Below are 17,547 nucleotides of genomic sequence, written 5' to 3' on the forward strand. Positions count from 1 at the left end.
ATGCTCGACACCACCGATCGACGCCCAGCGACACTCGTGCACCCTTGTCCACGGAGGCCGAATGACCGATCTCGAGTGCGCGACCCCGACACCCGACACCACGACGCTCGTCTGTGACGAGCACGCTTGCGCCGCACCATCCCGTCCGTCTTCTCCTCGGTCGACCTGACCATGGAGAGCACCTTCCAGATGACCGCCGCAGTGCTGGCTGTCGCCGCCGTGGTGGGGCTGCTCGCCAACCGTGCCCGCCAACCCCTGATCGTCGCCTTCATCGCGGTCGGCGTGATCGTCGGTCCGTCGGCGCTCGGCTGGGTCGAGCAGAACGAGCCGCTCGAGCTCTTCGCTCAGATGGGCATCGCCGTCCTGCTCTTCCTCGTCGGCTTGAAGCTGGACCTCCACCTGGTGCGCACGACGGGTCGGGTCGCGGTGATCACCGGGCTCGGTCAGGTGGTCTTCACCTCGGTGATCGGGTACGCGCTCGCGATCATGCTCGGCATGGAGCCCGTGACCGCCTTGTACGTCGCGATCGCCCTGACCTTCTCCTCGACGATCATCATCGTCAAGCTGCTCTCGGACAAGCGCGAGCTCGATGAGCTGCACGGCCGGATCGCTCTCGGCTTCCTCATCGTGCAGGACATCGTCGTCGTGCTGCTCATGATCGTCCTCTCCTCCTTCAGCGGAGACTACGAGGGGTCCGTGGGCGTCCGGATCCTTCTCGTCGCCGCGCAAGGCATGGCCCTCCTCGTCGGCCTGGCCATCCTCATGCGGTGGGTGCTCCCCCGCTTGATGGCCCTCGTCGCGGGCTCCCAAGAGCTCCTCATCGTCTTCGCGGTGGCCTGGGCCGTGTCCGTCGCTGCCGTAGGTGACTGGCTCGGCTTCTCCATCGAGGTCGGCGCGTTCCTCGCCGGCTTCGCGCTGGCATCGACCCCGTACCGCGAGTCGCTCGCCTCGTCGCTCGCCGGCCTGCGTGACTTCCTTCTGCTGTTCTTCTTCATCGAGCTCGGCTCCCAGCTCGACTTCGCGGAGATCGGCTCACAAGTCCCGGCCGCCATCGCGCTCTCGGTGTTCGTGCTGATCGGCAACCCGCTCATCGTGCTGGTGATCATGGGCCTCATGGGCTACCCGAAGAGGGTCTCGTTCCTCGCCGGCCTGGCGGTCGCCCAGATCAGCGAGTTCTCGCTCATCCTGGTCGCGCTCGGCCTCGACCTCGGGCACATCGGCAGCGAAGCCGTCGGACTGGTGACCCTGGTCGGGATGGTCACGATCGGCACCTCCACCTACCTGATCATCTACTCCCACGAGATCTTCGAACGACTCTCACCCCTGCTCGGCATCTTCGAACGCCGGCGCACCCTCGCCGCCCCACCGCCCGATCTCCCGCCCGTCGACGTGATCGTCTACGGCTACGGCCGCTATGGCCGGCACATCGTCCGGCGCCTCGCCGACGACGGGCAGCATGTCCTCGTGGTCGACTGGGACCCGTTCGCCCGGACCGACCTGGCGGCTCCGGAAGCATCCGAGCGTGTTCGCATCATCTTCGGTGATGCCGAGGACCCGGAGTTCCCTGCGAGCCTCCCGTTGGCGTCGGCGAGGTGGGTGGTCAGCACCATCCCGCAGGTCGACGTCAACCGCGTGCTCGCGTCGGCGCTCCAGCGCTTGCAGTTCACCGGCAGGCTCGCCGTCACCGCGCACACCGACTCGCACGCGGCCGCTCTCGCCCAGGAGACGGCTGCCGGGAGGGTGGACCTCGTGCTGCATCCCTTCGACGACGCCGCCGAACAGGCAGCACAGGCGCTGAAGCCTGAGGACTGAGGTCGGGTCTGGTCTCGCCAGCGCGCGGCGTGACGTTGCCTCGGGCGCGTGAGGAGCGTTGACTGGCCGGATGCTCGCCCACGAACGCTCTGGACCCACCGGCACCGGCCTGGCACCGATCCTGCTCATCCACGCCGGGATCGCCGACCGCCGGATGTGGGACCCGATCTGGTCGACCCTCACCGCCACCCGCGACGTCGTGCGCATCGACCTGCGCGGCTACGGCGAGTCGACGGCCCGACCCGACGGCCCGTGGTCGCCCCGAGCCGACGTGATCGCGACCCTCGACCATCTCGAGATCGACCGCGCGCACGTGGTCGGCTGCTCGTTCGGGGCCGGCGTCGCGATCGAGGTGGCGCTCGAGCGGCCGGCGACCGTGAGGTCGCTGGTGCTGGCGGCGCCCGGTGGGTCGCTGCTGACCGAGGAGAGCGACGAGCTCATGGCATTCGTCGCGACGGAGGGCCGCGCCCTCGCGGCGGGCGACCTCGACGCGGCCGTCGAGGCCAACCTCGCGGCGTGGGTCGACGGCCCGCACCGCGGGCCCGACGTCGTGGCGGCCACGGTCCGCGACGCGGTCCGCACGATGCAGCGCCATGCCTTCGAGATCACGGCCGGATGGCCCGAGGACGTCTGGGCGTCAGAGGACGAGCTCGATCCCATTGCGCCCGAGCGGCTCAGCGAGATCGGCGTGCCGTCGCTGGTGATCTCCGGCGGGCTCGACATCGACAGCGTCCTGCTGGCAGCCGACGCGCTGCTCGCCGGGCTCCACGACGTGCGCGGCGTGGTGTGGGACGACGTCGCCCACCTGCCCTCGATGGAACGGCCCGACGACTTCGCGGACCAGGTGCTCGCCTGGGTCGCCGATGCAGAGCGATGATCCCCGGCGCGTCGGGAACCGTGTCGCCGTCAGGATCGTCGGGATGGTAAGCAGGAGGTAGCGCGGCGTCGGCACCCGCGACCAGTCCCTGCGGACCGACGAGACCGACCCGACCGCAGAGATCCAGAGCGCCAAGGAGCCAGTCCATGACGACCGCCGCACCCGACCACCCACGCGTCGACACCCTGCCGACTCCCTGGTCCCTCGCCGGCGCCGACGTGGTGCAGGCGGTCGCCGGTTCACCGGACGGGCTGACGGAGCACGACGCCGACGAGCGGCTCGTCCGTGACGGGCGCAACGAGCTCCCCGAGCCGCCGCAGCCGTCCGTGCTCAAGCGCTTGATCGGTCACTACGCCGACGTCCTCATCTACATCCTCGTCGCCGCCGCGGTCCTCAAGGCGATCACGGGCGACTGGGTCGACTTCACCGTCATCGTCGTGGTGATCGTGGCGACCGGCCTCATCGGCTTCGTCCAAGAAGGGCGGGCCGCAACAGCCCTCGCCGGCCTGCGCACGATGCAGTCGCTCAGCGCCCAGGTACGACGCGACGGCACCTGGGGCGTGGTGGACTCCGCGACGCTCGTCGTCGGCGACCTCGTGCGGGTCCGCAGCGGCGACCGGGTTCCGGCCGACGTCCGGCTCCTCACCGCAGCCCAGCTGCAGGTCGACGAGTCCGCCCTCACCGGAGAGTCGGTGCCGGCGACCAAGTCCGACGACGTCGTCGAGGCGGACGCGGGCGTCGGCGACAGGACCTCGATGCTCTTCTCCGGGACGATCGTCGTGGCCGGAACCGGCGAAGGCGTGGTCGTGGGGACCGGCAGCGGCACCGAGATCGGCCGCATCTCCGCCCTGGTCTCCGAGCAGGACGCGATGGACACCCCGCTCGCCCGCCAGATGGCGCACCTCGGCACGCAGCTGGCGGTGCTCATCGGCGTGCTCGCCGTCGTCATGCTCCTCGTCGGCCGGTTCGTGCACGGCCTCGACGCGGACGAGCTCATCTCCGCAGCCATCGGGTTCGCGGTCGCCGCCGTCCCCGAAGGGCTCCCTGCCCTCGTGACGATCACGCTGGCGCTCGGCGTGCAGCAGATGGCCCGGCGCCGGGCGATCACGCGCAAGATGGAGGCAGTCGAGACCCTCGGCTCCACGACGACGATCTGCTCGGACAAGACCGGCACGCTCACCCAGAACGAGATGACCGCCCGGACCGTCGTCACGGCCGGAGGCACCTACACCGTCGAGGGCACCGGCTACGACCCTGCCGGCCGTGTCGTCACCGCCGACGGCCGGACCGCCGACCTCGACGCCCACCCGGACCTCTCCGCTCTCGTGCTGGCCGTCGGCCTCGCCAACGACGCCCACGTCGAGCAGACCGACGACGGTTGGCGTGTCGTCGGCGCGCCCACCGAGGGCGCCCTCGACGTCCTGGCAGCGAAGGCAGGCGCAGCCACCAGCGCCGCGACCCGGGTCGGCGCGGTGCCGTTCGAGTCGACCCACAAGTTCTCCGCGACCCTCGACGAGCTCCCGCCCGGCACCACCCCCGACGGCGTGAACCGCATCGTGCACGTGGTCGGCGCCCCGGACCGGCTCCTCGACCGCGCCGACACCGAGCGCACCGCGGACGGCACGACCGCCCCGCTGGACCGGACCGCGTGGGAGGACCGGGTCGACGCCCTGTCGGCCCAAGGTCTCCGCGTGCTCGCCGCAGCCGCCCGCCCGGCAGACGGCGTCGACGACATCGTTCTGGACGACCTCGAAGTCGGCCTGACCTTCCTCGGCGTCGTCGGCATCGTCGACCCGCCACGCCCCGAGGCCACCGCCGCGATCGCCGAGGCGCACGCAGCAGGCATCCGCGTGAAGATGATCACCGGCGACCACCGCGGCACCGCGACGGCGATCGCCCGCGAGCTCGGCATCGCCCCCGCCGAGGGCGACGTGCCCGCACTGACCGGCGCCGACCTCCAGGCGATGGACGACGACGAGCTCCGCCAGGTCGTCCGCGACATCGACGTCTACGCCCGCACCTCGCCGGAACACAAGCTACGGATCGTCCGGGCCCTGCAGTCCCACGGCGAGGTCGTCGCGATGACCGGAGACGGAGTCAACGACGCCCCGTCGATCACCCGCGCGGACGTGGGTGTCGCGATGGGCATCAAGGGGACCGAAGCGACCAAGGAGGCCGCGGACATCGTCCTCGCCGACGACAACTTCGCGACCATCGAGCGCGCGGTCGAGGAGGGTCGACGGATCTACGACAACATCCGCAAGGCCGTCGTGTTCCTCCTCCCCACGAACGGGGCGCAGTCCCTGGTGATCCTCGTCGCCGTCCTCGCGGCGATCGCCCTGCCGCTCTCCCCCGTCCAGATCCTCTGGATCAACCTGGCGACCGCGCTCACGCTCTCGCTCACCCTCGCAGGCGAGCCCGCCGAGCCCGGCATCATGCGGCGCATGCCACGCGCAGCGACCGAGCAGGTCCTCTCGTCCCGCGCAGTCGCCGTGATCCTCACCGCCTCGGTCGTCCTCGGCGCCGCGACCCTCGCCGTCTACCTCCTCGAGCGCGACCGCACCGGCGACTACGCCGTCGCGCAGACGTCCGCAGTCATGATGCTCGCCCTCGGCCAGCTCGCCTTCCTGCTCAGCTGCCGCCTGCTCAACGGCTCCGCGTTCACCGTGCGGGTGCTCACCGGCAACCGCAGCCTGTGGATCTCGGCCGGCGCGCTCATCGCCCTCCAGCTCGTGTTCACCTACGCGCCGTTCATGAACGCCTGGTTCGACTCGACCCCCATCGGACTGCACAGCTGGATGCTCACCGCAGGGATCGCCGTGCTCGTGTTCGTCCTCATGGAAGCCGCCAAAGCCGTCATCCGGCACGTCGGCGACCGGCAGGAGACACGAACCTGAGGCTCCCAGGATGCGCAGGAGCCCAGAGAGAGCCATGATGCCCGTGTAGCGGAGCGTCACGATCTGAGAGGTATGTCCTCATGCGGCCCGTCTCTGTCCGTGCCCGACGCGCACGTCGTCGCGCAGCACCGAGGCCGTGACCCGATGAGCCACGAGGAGCTCGCGCTCCTGCTCATCCCTGCCGCAGCGGTGGCGGCCGCCGTGATCGCCGCCGCCATCGGTCGGGTGGCACGCATCCCCCTCGTCGTCTTCGAGATCGTGCTGGGTCTGCTGCTCGGACCGAGCCTGCTCGGGTGGGTCGAGCCGACCGTCGTCACCGAGACCCTCGCCGAGCTCGGGCTCGCGATGCTCTTCTTCATGGCGGGCAACGAGATCGACTTCTCGGCCATCCGCGGACGCCCGCTCCGTCGCGCAGGACTCGGGTGGCTCGTCTCGCTCGTGGCCGGCGTCGCCGCAGGGGCGCTCATCGCTCCCGACCTCTCCGCAGGAGCCATCATCGGGATCGCGCTCGGCTCGACCGCGCTGGGCACGATCCTGCCGATCGTGCGTGACACGGGCGAGCTGCACCAGCCGTTCGGCCGTGCGATCACTGCCGTCGGCGCCGCAGGCGAGTTCGGACCGCTCCTCGCGATCTCGATCTTCCTCAGCGGCAGACGTCCAGGCGCCGCCACGATCGTGCTCCTCGTCTTCGTCGCGATCGCGGCAGCGGCCGTGTGGTGGGCGTCGCGCGGCCCGCACGCGTCCCTGCACGGTCTCGTCGCGGCCACTCTGCACACGAGCGGACAGTTCGCGATCAGGCTCGTGCTGCTGCTCCTCGCGGTCCTCGTGACGCTGAGCATGGTGCTGGGCCTCGACATGCTGCTCGGGGCCTTCGTCGCCGGCATGCAGTGGCGCCTGCTCGTCGCCGAGGCGCCCGAGCACGATCGCGAGCTCGTCGAGAGCAAGATCGAGGCTCTCGGCTACGGGTTCCTCGTCCCCGTGTTCTTCATCAGCACAGGAGTCACCTTCGAGCTCCGGGCGCTGCTCGACGACCCCAGCGCACTCGCCCTGGTCCCGGTGTTCGTCGTCCTCCTGCTGCTCGTGCGCGGCCTCCCCGGCATCCTTGCCGCCCCGGTCGGGTCGAGCGCTGCCGACAGACGAGCGATCGCACTGTTCTGCGCGACCGGTCTGCCGATCATCGTCGCGGTGACGAGCATCGGCGTCGACGCCGGGCTGCTCGCCGAGACCACCGCCGCCGCCCTCGTCGGGGCCGGCATGGTCTCGGTCCTGCTCTTCCCGCTCCTCGCGCTCGCACAGCGACCGGTCTCACCGGCACGCGTACCCTGACCGCTCGCGGCCGACTCCCACGGGCCACATGACCCTGGTCTCCGTGCCGCCCCCAGGTCTACGATCGCGGCATGGTCATCTTCCTCATCCGGGTGGCGATCTTCCTCGGCTCTGCCGCGGTCGGGCTCTGGGTCACGTCGCTCGTGGTCGACGGGTTCAGCCTCACGGCCGCCGGGTTCGCCACAGCCGTCGTGGTGTTCACCGTCGCGCAGGCGATCCTGTCGCCCTTCATCGCGCTGATGACACGCAAGTACGCCAGCGCGTTCCTCGGTGGGGTCGGACTGGTGTCGACGTACGTCGCTCTCCTTGCGGCGATGGCGCTCACCGGCGGGCTCGAGGTGACCGGTGGCGTGACGACCTGGATCGCGGCGGTGGTCCTCGTGTGGCTGGTCACAGCGCTGGCGACCCTCCTCCTCCCGATCGCCTTCCTGCGCAAGAGGCTCGGCGCACAGAACGCCGGCCGACCAGCCACGGAGCGAGACGAGTAATCTCGGCGCGCGCGCCCGGCTGCCCTGACCTACATTGGGTGAAGCCGAACAGTCGAGCGCTCCACACCGACCACGGCAGCTCCACCACCACCTCGTCAAGCTGGCGGCGAGACGGTCGCGACCCTCGGTCGCCGCCGATCCCCCGCAGCCGAGGAGACTCCATGAGCGAGCAGCCCTACGATCCCGCGAGCGACACGGATGCCGATCCAGGCACCCTCAACCCTCGTGACGACAGGTCAGACGACAGGTCCGGCCCGGACGACCCCGATGCCGATCCGGCGATGCTGAACCCCCGCGACACCACGGCCAGCACCCCTGGTCCCGCGCACCACGACAGCGACGTCTAGAACCACCTGCGCCCGCCACGGCCCGACGGTGCCGAGAGCCACCGTCACTCGCGCACGACGCGAAGCGACCCTCGCCGCACATCCATCACACCTGACCACCCGGAGCGAACCACGCTCCCGGGTCTGTGCGGCGACCCCGACGGACGACCACCCGGCACCATCCAGATCGAGAGGCAACCCATGTTCCTCCACGTCCAACGACTCATCCACGAGATCGTCGCCGACGAGCCGGACCCCGCGGCAGCCAACGCGCTCCAAGAGGGTCTCGGCGGCCAGTTCGGCGAGATGCGCACGATGATGCAGTACCTCTTCCAGAGCATCAACTTCCGAGGACCGACGGGCAAGCCGTACCGCGACCTCCTCCAGGGCATCGGGACCGAGGAGATCAGCCACGTCGAGCTCATCGGCACCACGATCGCTCGCCTGCTCGACGGGTCACCTCGCTACAACGGCAAGAAGACCGACCCGCTCGACACCCCCGGGGCCAAGGGCGCGATCCCGCTCGAGAGCGCTCTGGACCAGGGCAACATCCAGCACTACCTCGTCGCCGCCCAAGGCGCTCTGCCCGTCGACTCCGCCGGCAACCCCTGGAGCGGGAGCTACGTCTACAACTCGGGCAACCTCGTGCTCGACCTGCTCTACAACCTCATGCTCGAGTCGACGGGCCGCCTCCAGAAGTGCCGCATCTACGAGATGACCGAGAACAAGACGGCCCGCTCGACGATCTCGTACCTCATCGTGCGCGACCAGGCCCACGAGAACGCCTACGCGAAGGCGCTCGAGACGCTCGGCGTCGACTGGGGCAAGCTCCTGCCGATCCCCAAGACCAACGCCGAGAAGTTCCCCGAGGTCAAGAAGCTCGTCGACCTGGGACTGCAGAGCAAGCAGTACACCTTCGACCTCACGAACGCCTCCGAGGCCGGGAAGATCTTCCAGGGCATGTCCCCCTCCAAGGACGGCACCGAGCTCCTCGCCGACGAGCAGGCACCAGCAGGGTTCCCGTCGACGATCGCGGACGAGCGCTTCGAGGAGTTCTCCCCCGGTCTCGACACCGATCTCCTGGCCCTCATCCAGGCCACGGCCGACCTCGAGATGGCCGACGTCCCGCCGGTCTACGCCCCTGTGGAACCCGGGTCGGGCTCCTGAGCCCTGCCACCACCCTCGACCACGCACACGAAAGGTACGACCATGACGGACCCTTACACCAGCCCGCCGCACCCCACCGAGGGGACGAACCCCACCGGCTACCCGAGCACTCCCCAGTCGCCACCCGCCCCGCGCTACGGCGAACCTGACGGCTTCGGTAGCGGGTCCGACAGCGACGAGGGCGGCGCACGCGAGAAGGCGTCGCACCTGGCGGACACGGCCAAGGACGAGGCGGCGACCCTCGCGGCCACGACGAAGGACGAGGCCGCCGGCCTCGCGAGCACGGCCAAGGACGCCGCCGGATCGGTGCTCGACGCCGAGAAGACGATGGCCCGCGACACCGCCGCAGAAGCCGCAGACCGCGCCAAGGAGACCTTCGCAGAAGCGAAGGTCCAGGTCAGCGACCTCTGGCAGCAGAGCCGTACCGAGCTCTCCGAGGGAGCCGGCGTCCAGCTGCAACGCCTCTCCACGGGAGCACGCTCCATCTCGGACGAGCTGAGCTCGATGGCCTCCGCCAGCGACGAGCCCGGCATCGCGAGCGACGTCGCACGGCGCGCCTCCGGGTACCTCGCCACAGCGAGCGAGTGGCTCGACAACCGCGGGCCGGAGGAGGTGCTCTCCGACGTCAAGCAGTTCGCACGACGCTCGCCGGGAACCTTCATCGCCATCGCCGCAGGACTGGGACTCGTCGCAGGTCGGGTGACCCGCAGCCTCAGGGCCGACGCCGCCGACTCCAGCGAGCCTGCCGGGACCGCTGGTGCACGAGGCACCTCGGACAGGACGGCCACCACCGCTCCCGTCCCGACCGCCACCGCCGTCCCCACCCCGGTCCCCGCCTCCGACTACGGCGTCGACTACGGCGTCCCCGCCGTGCCGACCTCCACGCCCGGCGGATACGCCGCGGACAGCGCCACGGGGTCGGTCCCCGGCTCTGCACGTGGGGGAACCGACCCGCTCGCCGGAGGAGGCCTGCGATGACGGTCCCGTCCCCCGAAGCGCCGCGACCCGGCCCCGACGACCCGGCCGACTCCTCGGTCGGCGAGCTGTTCAGCGACCTCACGCGCGACTTCTCGACCCTCGTCCGGCAAGAGATCGCGCTGGCGAAGGCGGAAGCGCAGGAGAGCGCCACGAAGGCCGGGAAGGGCGTGGGTCTCCTCGGAGGCGCCACATGGGCGGCGCACTTCGCGGTGTTCTTCCTGTCGGTCGCCCTGTGGTGGACCCTCGGTGCACTCATCGGCGACCGCGACCCGGCCCTCGGCTGGTCGGCACTCATCGTCGCCCTCCTCTGGGCGGCCGTGGCCGCGGTCCTCGCGCTCCGAGGAAAGAAGGCACTCGAGCAGACCCCCGGGCTTCCGCAGACTGCGGACACGCTCAAGAAGATCCCCGACGCGCTCACAGGACAGGAGACATCATGACGACGAACGACCCGGACGCGATCCGCGCAGACATCGAGGCCACCCGTGCCGCACTGAGCCAGGACGTGGACAACCTCGAGGAGAAGGTCAACCCCTCGAAGATCGCCCAGCGGCAGACCGACAAGGTGAGGTCCGCCGTCGGCGGCGTCAAGGACAAGGTCTTCGGCGCCGCCTCCGATGCGGGAGACAGCGCGCACGACGCTGCGCACAGCGCCGCGCACGGCGTCCGTGACGCCGGCGGCTCCGTCGCTGATGCAGCGAAGAGCGCGCCCGGCGACGTGCGTCGCACGGCCGAGGGCAACCCGCTCGCTGCCGGCCTCGTCGCCTTCGGGGTCGGCATGCTCGCCGCCGCGCTGCTCCCGGCGACCCGCACGGAGCAGGACGCCGTGCGTGCCGCGAAGGAGAACGAGGGCGTGCAGCACGCCACCGACACGCTCAAGGGTGCCGCGCAGGATCTTGGTGCGACTCTGCGTGAGCCCGCGACCGAGGCGTTCACGAACGTCAAGGACACGGCGGTCGACGGTGCGCAACAGGTGAAGGAGACGGCCGCGAGCGGCGCGCAGGACGTCGCCCACGAGGCACGAGAGGCCTCTGAGCAGGTCAAGGACCAGGCGCAGCATGCGCAGGGCACGGTCCAGGACCAGGCGCAGGAGTCACGGGGATCCGTCCAGGGGTCCGCCGGCTGACGACCGCGGCCCGACCCGAGCACGACGATGCCCTGACCACTCGGTCAGGGCATCGTCGTGCGTGCGGATCGACTGCGGACGAGCAGTGCCTATGCGAGGGTCTGACGCCGGACGATCTCGGCGATCCAGATCGGCGCGTACGGGGAGGTGCAGCCCGGCGGTGTCGGGTAGTCCTTGAGGACCTCGAGCCGCTCGCCGATGCTCATCGCCCTCGCCCGATGCTCGGGGTGATGGATGCCGATGGTGGCGAGGCACTCGTTCATCGCCCACTGCAACCGTTCCGGCGCGTCCTTCATGTGCGACTCGACGAGGTCGAGCAGGCCGTCCAGGTCGATGCCCTCCGGGGACTTCGCCACGCGGTCGCTCGTCAGGGCCCACCCTGCGGCGGCGACGACCGGGTCGGGATCGACGAACCATCGCGTCCGCAGCTCCTCGACGTGCGGACTCTTCTTCACGACGTAGCTGACGAGCCAGGCGTTCACCTTGGGTACCCGTGCGTCGCGCAGCATGGCGTCCAGCTCGGCCGCGCTGTACGCCTTGGGCCGGCAGACGAGGATCGCGACGAGCCGGGCGGCTGTGTCACTTGTCCCCCAGAGCCGGCCCGCGAGGTCGTGCTGGGTCTTGAGCCTCTTGGCGACCGCACGCAGCTGCGTGAGGTTGACACCGTGGTCGTCGCCGTGGCGCTCGTTGACCGCGCGGATCTTCGGGTCCTCCAGCGCCGCCAGCTCGGCCAGGACGTCACCGACGGGATCCGGTCCGTCGGCACCGGTGGTCACGCTCGTGCCCCCTGGGCGTTCTTCTCGTCCCGCCAGGCGAGCCAGTCGGACACGCGGGAGACGTCGTAGTCCGGTCCGGAGATCCCGATGGTGAAGAGGGTCGCGCCGAGAGCGTGGTGCTCCTCGACCTCGCTCAGGCTGCGGCTGCCGATCTCGGTCGAGACCTCGATCTCCGCCACGTCTCGCCCCACGGCGCGCCCGTGCTCGGCCAGGATGCCGAGCTTGCGCTCGAGCGTCGCAGCGTCGCTGAAGCTGTGCCAGATGTCGGCGTGCTTCGCGACGATCCGCAACGTCTTCTTCTCCCCGCCCCCACCGATGAGCACGGGGATCCGGCGGGTCGGCGGCGGGTTGAGCCGCGCCCACCGCTCCTCGATCACCGGCAGGCCGGCTGCGAGCGCGTCGAGCCTGCTGCCGGCCGTGCCGAACGCGTACCCGTACTCGTCGTAGTCGCGCTCGAACCAGCCGGACCCGGTGCCGAAGATGAAGCGGCCGGTGCCGCCCTTGGCGCTGATGTGGTCGATGGTGCGTGCCATGTCGGCCTGGAGGTTCGCGTTGCGGTAGCTGTGGCAGTTGACGAGCGCGCCGAGCTCGACGCGGGTGGTCTGCTCTGCGAGCGCGGCGAGCATCGTCCAGGACTCGAAGTGGAGTCCGTCGGGCTCGCCGCTGAGGGGGTAGAAGTGGTCCCAGTTGAAGAGGATGTCGACGCCGAGGTCTTCGAGGGCTGCGGCGGTCTGGCGGATGGTCTCGTAGGTGGCGTGCTGGGGGGCGATCTGGACACCGATGCGCACGGGGCGTCGTGTCGGGTGGGCATCTGCGGGGGTCTGTGGGGTGGTCATGGGCGTCTCCGATCGGTGGTGGTTCTGGGCTTACGGTACGGGGGCGCGTCCGGGCACGCTCGGTGTGCTCGGACAGCCTCACCTTGCTGGCGGCGCCGTGTTCTCGAGGAGTAGACCGGTGTCATGGACAGGTTCCTGAGCGCCGCGCGTCGCTACCCGTTGGTGGTGACGACGGTGCTCGTCGCTCTCTGCGCGGGAGTGCTGTCGGCGACGTCGTGGGCGTGGGTCGCACCGTGGCTGCTCGGTGGTTTTGCTGCGTCGGTCGCGGCGAGGTCTGCGTGGGCGATGGTGCGGGAGCTGCGTGGTGGGAACGTGGGTGTGGATATCCTCGCGGTGACCGCGATCGGGGCGGCGGTGGCGGTGGGCGAGGTGTGGGCGGCGGTGGTCGTCGTGCTCATGCTCACGGGTGGTGAGGCGTTGGAGGACTACGCGGCGCACCGCGCCGAGCGGGACCTGACGGCGCTGCTGAGCAACGCTCCGCGGGCGGGGCACCGTCTGTGTGCGGACGGGTCGACGCAGGACGTCCCGGTCGACGAGATCCGTCCCGGTGACCGTGTGGTCGTGCGCGCCGGGGAGGTCGTGCCTGTCGACGGCACGCTGCTCACCGCTGGTGCCGACCTCGACGAGTCCTCGCTCACCGGCGAGAGCCTTCCCGTGGAGCGGGTGGCGGGCGAGGAGGTGCTGTCCGGCGGGGTGAACGGGGCGGTCGCGATGACTCTCGAGGTGACGCGGGCTGCGCGGGACAGCCAGTATCAGCAGATCATCTCGCTCGTGGAGGGTGCTGCTGCGAGCCGCTCTCCGATGGTGCGGCTCGCGGACCGTTTCGCGGTCCCGTTCACTGCCGTGGCGATCGCGATCGCGGGGGCGGCGTGGTGGGCGTCGGGAGACCCTGTGCGGTTCGCGGAGGTGCTGGTGGTGGCGACCCCGTGCCCGTTGATCATCGCTGCCCCGGTCGCGTTTATGGCGGGCATGAGCCGGTCGGCGCATGCCGGCGCGATCATCAAGAACAGCGGGACGCTCGAGAAGCTCCACCGGGCACGGTCGGTCGCGTTCGACAAGACGGGCACCTTGACCAGGGGCCGTCCGGAGCTCACCGAGGTCCGGACCGCGGGCGGTCTGTCGGGTGACGAGGTCCTGACGCTCGCCGCGTCGGCGGAGCAGTCCTCCCCTCACGTGCTCGCTCAGGCGGTCCTCGCCGGTGCTGCCGTGCGCGGGCTCGCGTTGTCCGGGGCCGGGTCGGCCGAGGAGTCGACGGCCAACGGTGTGACGGCCCTGCTCGAGGGACGCACCGTGGTGGTCGGCAAGCGCGGGTTCGTCGCCGCTGCGGTCGGGGACGTGCCTGCGACGCCGCTCGAGCCTGGTGAGCTGGCCGTGTACGTGGGGGTGGACGGTTCGTACGCCGGTGCTCTCGTCCTGCGCGACGAGGTCCGTGAGGATGCGCGTGCGACGATCGCCGATCTGCGCGCCCAGGGGATCCGTCACGTCGTCATGCTCACGGGCGACGCGCGCCCCACGGCGGAGCACGTCGCGGCGGAGCTGGACATCGACGACGTGCGAGCGGAGTGCCTCCCGGCCGAGAAGGTCGATGCTGTCGTGGGCCTGACCGACCGCCCGGTCGTCATGGTGGGCGACGGGGTCAACGACGCTCCGGTGCTCGCAGCTGCGGACGTCGGTATCGCGATGGGGGCACGCGGTGCGACCGCGGCGAGCGAGTCGGCGGACGTGGTCATCCTGCGCGACGACGTGGCGTTGGTGGGCACGACGCTGACGATCGGTCGCGAGACGGTGAACGTGGCGCTCCAGAGCATCTGGGTGGGTATCGGTCTGAGCGTGGCGCTCATGGGCGTGGCCGCCACCGGGGCGTTGCCCGCGGTCGTCGGTGCGTGGTCGCAGGAGGGCGTGGACGTGCTCTCCATCCTCTGGGCGCTGCGCGCGACGGGGTCGCGCCGCCACCGTGGCTGGTCGCGTCGGCGTCCGGCTGTCGGCTCGGTCGGTCACGGCGTGGAGCTCGGTCGGGCGCAGGGCAGCCGACTGTGACGAACGCCATCCGCCAGAGCCTCGTCCAGCATACCCCGAGGGGTATGCTGTGACCATGACTTCCACCGAAGACACCACCGAACCACGCCGCATCGTCATCGTCGGTGGGGTCGCCGGCGGGATGAGCGCAGCGGCACGCGCACGACGCCTCGACGAGAGCGCGCAGATCACCGTGCTCGAGCAGTCGGAGTACGTCTCCTTCGCGAACTGCGGCCTCCCCTACCACCTCTCCGGCGAGATCGAGCAGCGAGACGCCCTCCTTCTCCACACGCCAGGGTCGCTGGCCGCCGCGCTCGCCCTCGACGTGCGCACCGGGAGCCGAGTCACGGCGATCGACCGTGCGGCACGGTCGGTGACCGTCGCATCCGGCAGCGAGACGTACACGCTCCCCTACGACGCGCTCCTCCTCTCCACCGGGGCCGTCGCCGTCCGGCCGCCCATCGACGGACTGGACCACCCCGTCGTGCACTCGTTGCGGACGATCCCCGACCTCGACGCCCTCACCGCCCGCGTCGATCGCGTCCTGGCCCGCGCCGAGCCCGGCACTCCGCCGCGCGCGGTCGTCGTCGGCGCCGGGTTCATCGGGCTCGAGGCCGTCGAGGCCCTCGTTGCGCGCGGGCTGCACGTCGACCTCGTCGAGCTCGCCGACCACGTCCTGCCACCCCTCGACGCCGAGCTCGCCCCGCTCCTGGCCGACGAGCTGCGAGCGCACGGGGTCGGACTGCACCTCGGGGTGTCGGCGACGAGCGTCACCAGGATCGACGACGGGACCGACGACGACCCTGTCGAGGTCACCCTGTCGGACGGGACGACGGTCGCGGCGGACGTCGTCGTGGTCAACGTCGGTGTGCGTCCGGCGAGCGACCTGGCTCGCGCGGCCGGTCTCGACCTGGGCGCCTCGGGCGCCATCCGTGTCGATGCGGACCAGCGGACGTCCGACGAGAACGTCTGGGCCGTCGGTGACGCCGTCGAGGTGCTCTCGGCCGTCACAGGTGCCGCAGGTCCCGTGCCCTTGGCGGGACCCGCCAACCGTCAGGGGCGCCGCGCAGCCGACTCCATGCTCGGTCGGCGCACCACCCCGCAGGCGTCGGTGCTCGGGACCGCGATCGTCCGGGTGTTCGGACTGACGGCGGCCGTGACCGGTGCGAGCCAGGCATCGCTCGCCCGCGCGGAGATCGAGCACGAGGTCGTCCGCATCCACCCCGGGCACCACGCCGGGTACTTCCCGGGGGCGGAGCAGGTGCACGTCGTCGCGTCCTTCGCGCGGGACGGCAGGCTGCTCGGTGCGCAGGCCGTGGGCCGAGACGGGGTGGACAAGCGTATCGACGTGCTGGCGACGGCGTTGCGAGCAGGCATGACCGCGGACGACCTGGCCGAGCTCGAGCTGGCGTACGCGCCGCCCTACGGGTCGGCGAAGGACCCCGTGAACATGCTCGGCTTCGTCGCGCAGAACGTGCTCGACGGCACGATGCCGCAGTGGCACGCGACCGAGCTCGACACGGTCAGCGCTCAGACGCTCGTCCTCGACGTGCGGTCGGCGGGCGAGTTCGAGCAGGGCCACCTCGAGGGGGCCCTGAACGTCCCGCACACCGAGCTGCGCACCCGCGTCGAGGAGGTGCGCGCCGCAGCCGCAGGGCGTGGCGTCAGCGTCCACTGCGCGAGCGGCGTCCGCTCGCACATCGCGACGCGCGTGCTCGTGGCCGCCGGCATCGACGCACGCAACCTCTCCGGTGGCTGGCTCACCCTCACGGCGGTCCACCCGCACCTCGCCAGGTGACCGACGAGCGGTGCGGAGCGGTCGAGGGTCCCGTGTCACGGTATGCGCGGTATCGGCGCTGAGGGCTAGTGTGAAGACGACCGTGGACGCGGTCGCTCTCGACCTGCTCAGGAGGCCCGCATGGCACACGACGGCTCGGTGATCATCGCTCTCGACGGCTCAGCCCACAGTGCACAGACGCTCGAGTGGGGCATGGCGGAAGCCGCGCGCCGGGGCGCAGAGGCGGTCCTCGTGCGAGCGTGCCCCGGCACGCGGGAGATCAACGTGATCGGCTGGTACCCGCTCCTCGAGGACGAGATGTTCGAGGCCGAGTCACGCAGCTACCTCGAGCACACGCTCCCGCGCGTCCGCGAGCGCTGGCCGGGCGTGACCGTGTCGACCCGGCTGCTCCACGGCTCGGAGGTCCCCGTGCTGCGCGACGTCAGCCGGGGAGCCGGGCTGCTCGTCGTCGGCGCGCGGGGCCACAGCGGTCGTCGCCGGCTCGGGTCGACCGGCTCGCACGTGACCGCGCACGCGCTCTGTCCTGTCGCCGTCGTCCGTGATGCGCAGGCGGGCGCAGAGGACGGCGCGCCCGTCGTCGTGGGCGTGGACGGGTCGGTGCCCTCGGTGGCCGCCGCTCGGGTCGCCGCGCACGAGGCTTCTCTGCGCGGCACACCACTCGTCGTGGTGCATGCGCGCCCGACCCGTCTGGGTCGCCATGGCGACGGCGAGACCGCGGCAGGGAGCGACACCTCCAGCGACGCCGACGGGTCGTCGGACACGGCCGGGGCGGACGACAAGGTCGGTCAGCTCGCCCGCGAGCTGACCGAGGCGCATCCCGGGCTCGAGGTGTCCGTCGACGTGCGCTTCGACGACCCGCCGCGCGCTCTCCTCGAGGCGGGCAAGGGTGCCGGGCTGATCGTCGTCGGTTCGCGCGGGCTCGGTGCCTTCCGAGGTCTCCTCATGGGCTCGGTGAGCAGCGAGGTGGTGCGCAAGGCGGACCAGACCGTGCTCGTCGTGCGCGCAGGGGTGGACGACGAGGCCGGCAGCGGGCACGTGGAGGGCACGGACAGCGCCTCGCCGGGCGCCGCCTCCTGAGGGACCTGGGTCCCTGGCGCCGGACCCCTCCGTCGGTCGACCCTGGAGAG

At 71.0% G+C, this 17,547-nt stretch carries 15 protein-coding genes; 13 read left to right on the forward strand and 2 right to left on the reverse strand.

Translation table 11 applies throughout. The annotated features are described in order from the left end of the window. The first annotated feature begins 126 nt into the window (after positions 1-126). The 10 genes from ABKW26_RS12040 (at position 127) to ABKW26_RS12085 (ending at position 10,994) form a co-directional block, all read left to right on the forward strand. Positions 127-1,812 carry a cation:proton antiporter gene (locus ABKW26_RS12040; RefSeq protein ID WP_348594001.1) on the forward strand — a complete coding sequence of 562 codons (1,686 nt, stop codon included), beginning with the start codon at positions 127-129 and terminating at the stop codon, positions 1,810-1,812. Between the two features lie 70 nt (positions 1,813-1,882). After that, complete coding sequence (locus ABKW26_RS12045; protein ID WP_348594003.1) at positions 1,883-2,689, forward strand: alpha/beta hydrolase; 807 nt, start codon at positions 1,883-1,885, stop codon at positions 2,687-2,689. A gap of 146 nt (positions 2,690-2,835) precedes the next feature. Then, on the forward strand, positions 2,836-5,586 hold the full coding sequence (locus ABKW26_RS12050) for an HAD-IC family P-type ATPase (RefSeq protein ID WP_348594005.1): 2,751 nt from the start codon (positions 2,836-2,838) through the stop codon (positions 5,584-5,586). 144 nt (positions 5,587-5,730) lie between these two features. Beyond that, a complete protein-coding gene (locus ABKW26_RS12055; RefSeq protein ID WP_348594007.1) occupies positions 5,731-6,912 on the forward strand; it encodes a cation:proton antiporter in 1,182 nt (393 codons plus the stop codon). 71 nt (positions 6,913-6,983) lie between these two features. Beyond that, complete coding sequence (locus tag ABKW26_RS12060; protein ID WP_348594009.1) at positions 6,984-7,400, forward strand: hypothetical protein; 417 nt, start codon at positions 6,984-6,986, stop codon at positions 7,398-7,400. 161 nt (positions 7,401-7,561) lie between these two features. After that, positions 7,562-7,747, forward strand: a complete 186-nt coding sequence (locus tag ABKW26_RS12065) for a hypothetical protein (protein WP_348594010.1) — start codon at positions 7,562-7,564, stop codon at positions 7,745-7,747. A gap of 180 nt (positions 7,748-7,927) precedes the next feature. Continuing rightward, positions 7,928-8,893 carry a manganese catalase family protein gene (locus ABKW26_RS12070; RefSeq protein WP_348594011.1) on the forward strand — a complete coding sequence of 322 codons (966 nt, stop codon included), beginning with the start codon at positions 7,928-7,930 and terminating at the stop codon, positions 8,891-8,893. 42 nt (positions 8,894-8,935) lie between these two features. Next, positions 8,936-9,871 carry a hypothetical protein gene (locus ABKW26_RS12075; RefSeq protein ID WP_348594012.1) on the forward strand — a complete coding sequence of 312 codons (936 nt, stop codon included), beginning with the start codon at positions 8,936-8,938 and terminating at the stop codon, positions 9,869-9,871. Further along, complete coding sequence (locus ABKW26_RS12080; protein WP_348594013.1) at positions 9,868-10,308, forward strand: phage holin family protein; 441 nt, start codon at positions 9,868-9,870, stop codon at positions 10,306-10,308. The genes ABKW26_RS12075 and ABKW26_RS12080 overlap by 4 nt, the downstream gene beginning before the upstream one ends. Further along, the gene (locus ABKW26_RS12085) at positions 10,305-10,994 is read left to right on the forward strand and encodes a DUF3618 domain-containing protein (RefSeq protein ID WP_348594014.1); all 690 of its coding nucleotides are present in this window, start codon (positions 10,305-10,307) and stop codon (positions 10,992-10,994) included. Before ABKW26_RS12080 ends, ABKW26_RS12085 begins: the two co-directional genes overlap by 4 nt. Positions 10,995-11,083: 89 nt before the next feature. Here the strand turns inward: ABKW26_RS12085 and ABKW26_RS12090 are convergent, their stop codons facing one another. Next, on the reverse strand, positions 11,084-11,770 hold the full coding sequence (locus tag ABKW26_RS12090; RefSeq protein WP_348594015.1) for a DNA alkylation repair protein: 687 nt from the start codon (positions 11,768-11,770) through the stop codon (positions 11,084-11,086). Continuing rightward, positions 11,767-12,606 (reverse strand): LLM class F420-dependent oxidoreductase, encoded by an 840-nt coding sequence (locus ABKW26_RS12095; RefSeq protein WP_348594016.1) that lies wholly within the window; start codon positions 12,604-12,606, stop codon positions 11,767-11,769. The genes ABKW26_RS12090 and ABKW26_RS12095 overlap by 4 nt, the downstream gene beginning before the upstream one ends. Before the next feature lie 123 nt (positions 12,607-12,729). On the opposite strand from ABKW26_RS12095, the gene ABKW26_RS12100 reads away from it, so the two are divergent. The 3 genes from ABKW26_RS12100 (at position 12,730) to ABKW26_RS12110 (ending at position 17,497) form a co-directional block, all read left to right on the forward strand. Continuing rightward, the gene (locus tag ABKW26_RS12100; RefSeq protein WP_348594017.1) at positions 12,730-14,643 is read left to right on the forward strand and encodes a heavy metal translocating P-type ATPase; all 1,914 of its coding nucleotides are present in this window, start codon (positions 12,730-12,732) and stop codon (positions 14,641-14,643) included. 55 nt (positions 14,644-14,698) lie between these two features. Next, a complete protein-coding gene (locus ABKW26_RS12105; RefSeq protein ID WP_348594018.1) occupies positions 14,699-16,420 on the forward strand; it encodes an FAD-dependent oxidoreductase in 1,722 nt (573 codons plus the stop codon). A gap of 120 nt (positions 16,421-16,540) precedes the next feature. Continuing rightward, positions 16,541-17,497 (forward strand): universal stress protein, encoded by a 957-nt coding sequence (locus tag ABKW26_RS12110; protein WP_348594019.1) that lies wholly within the window; start codon positions 16,541-16,543, stop codon positions 17,495-17,497. Positions 17,498-17,547 lie beyond the last annotated feature (50 nt).

The organism is Sanguibacter sp. 25GB23B1, from assembly GCF_040012415.1.
Taxonomy (GTDB): Bacteria; Actinomycetota; Actinomycetes; order Actinomycetales; family Cellulomonadaceae; genus Sanguibacter.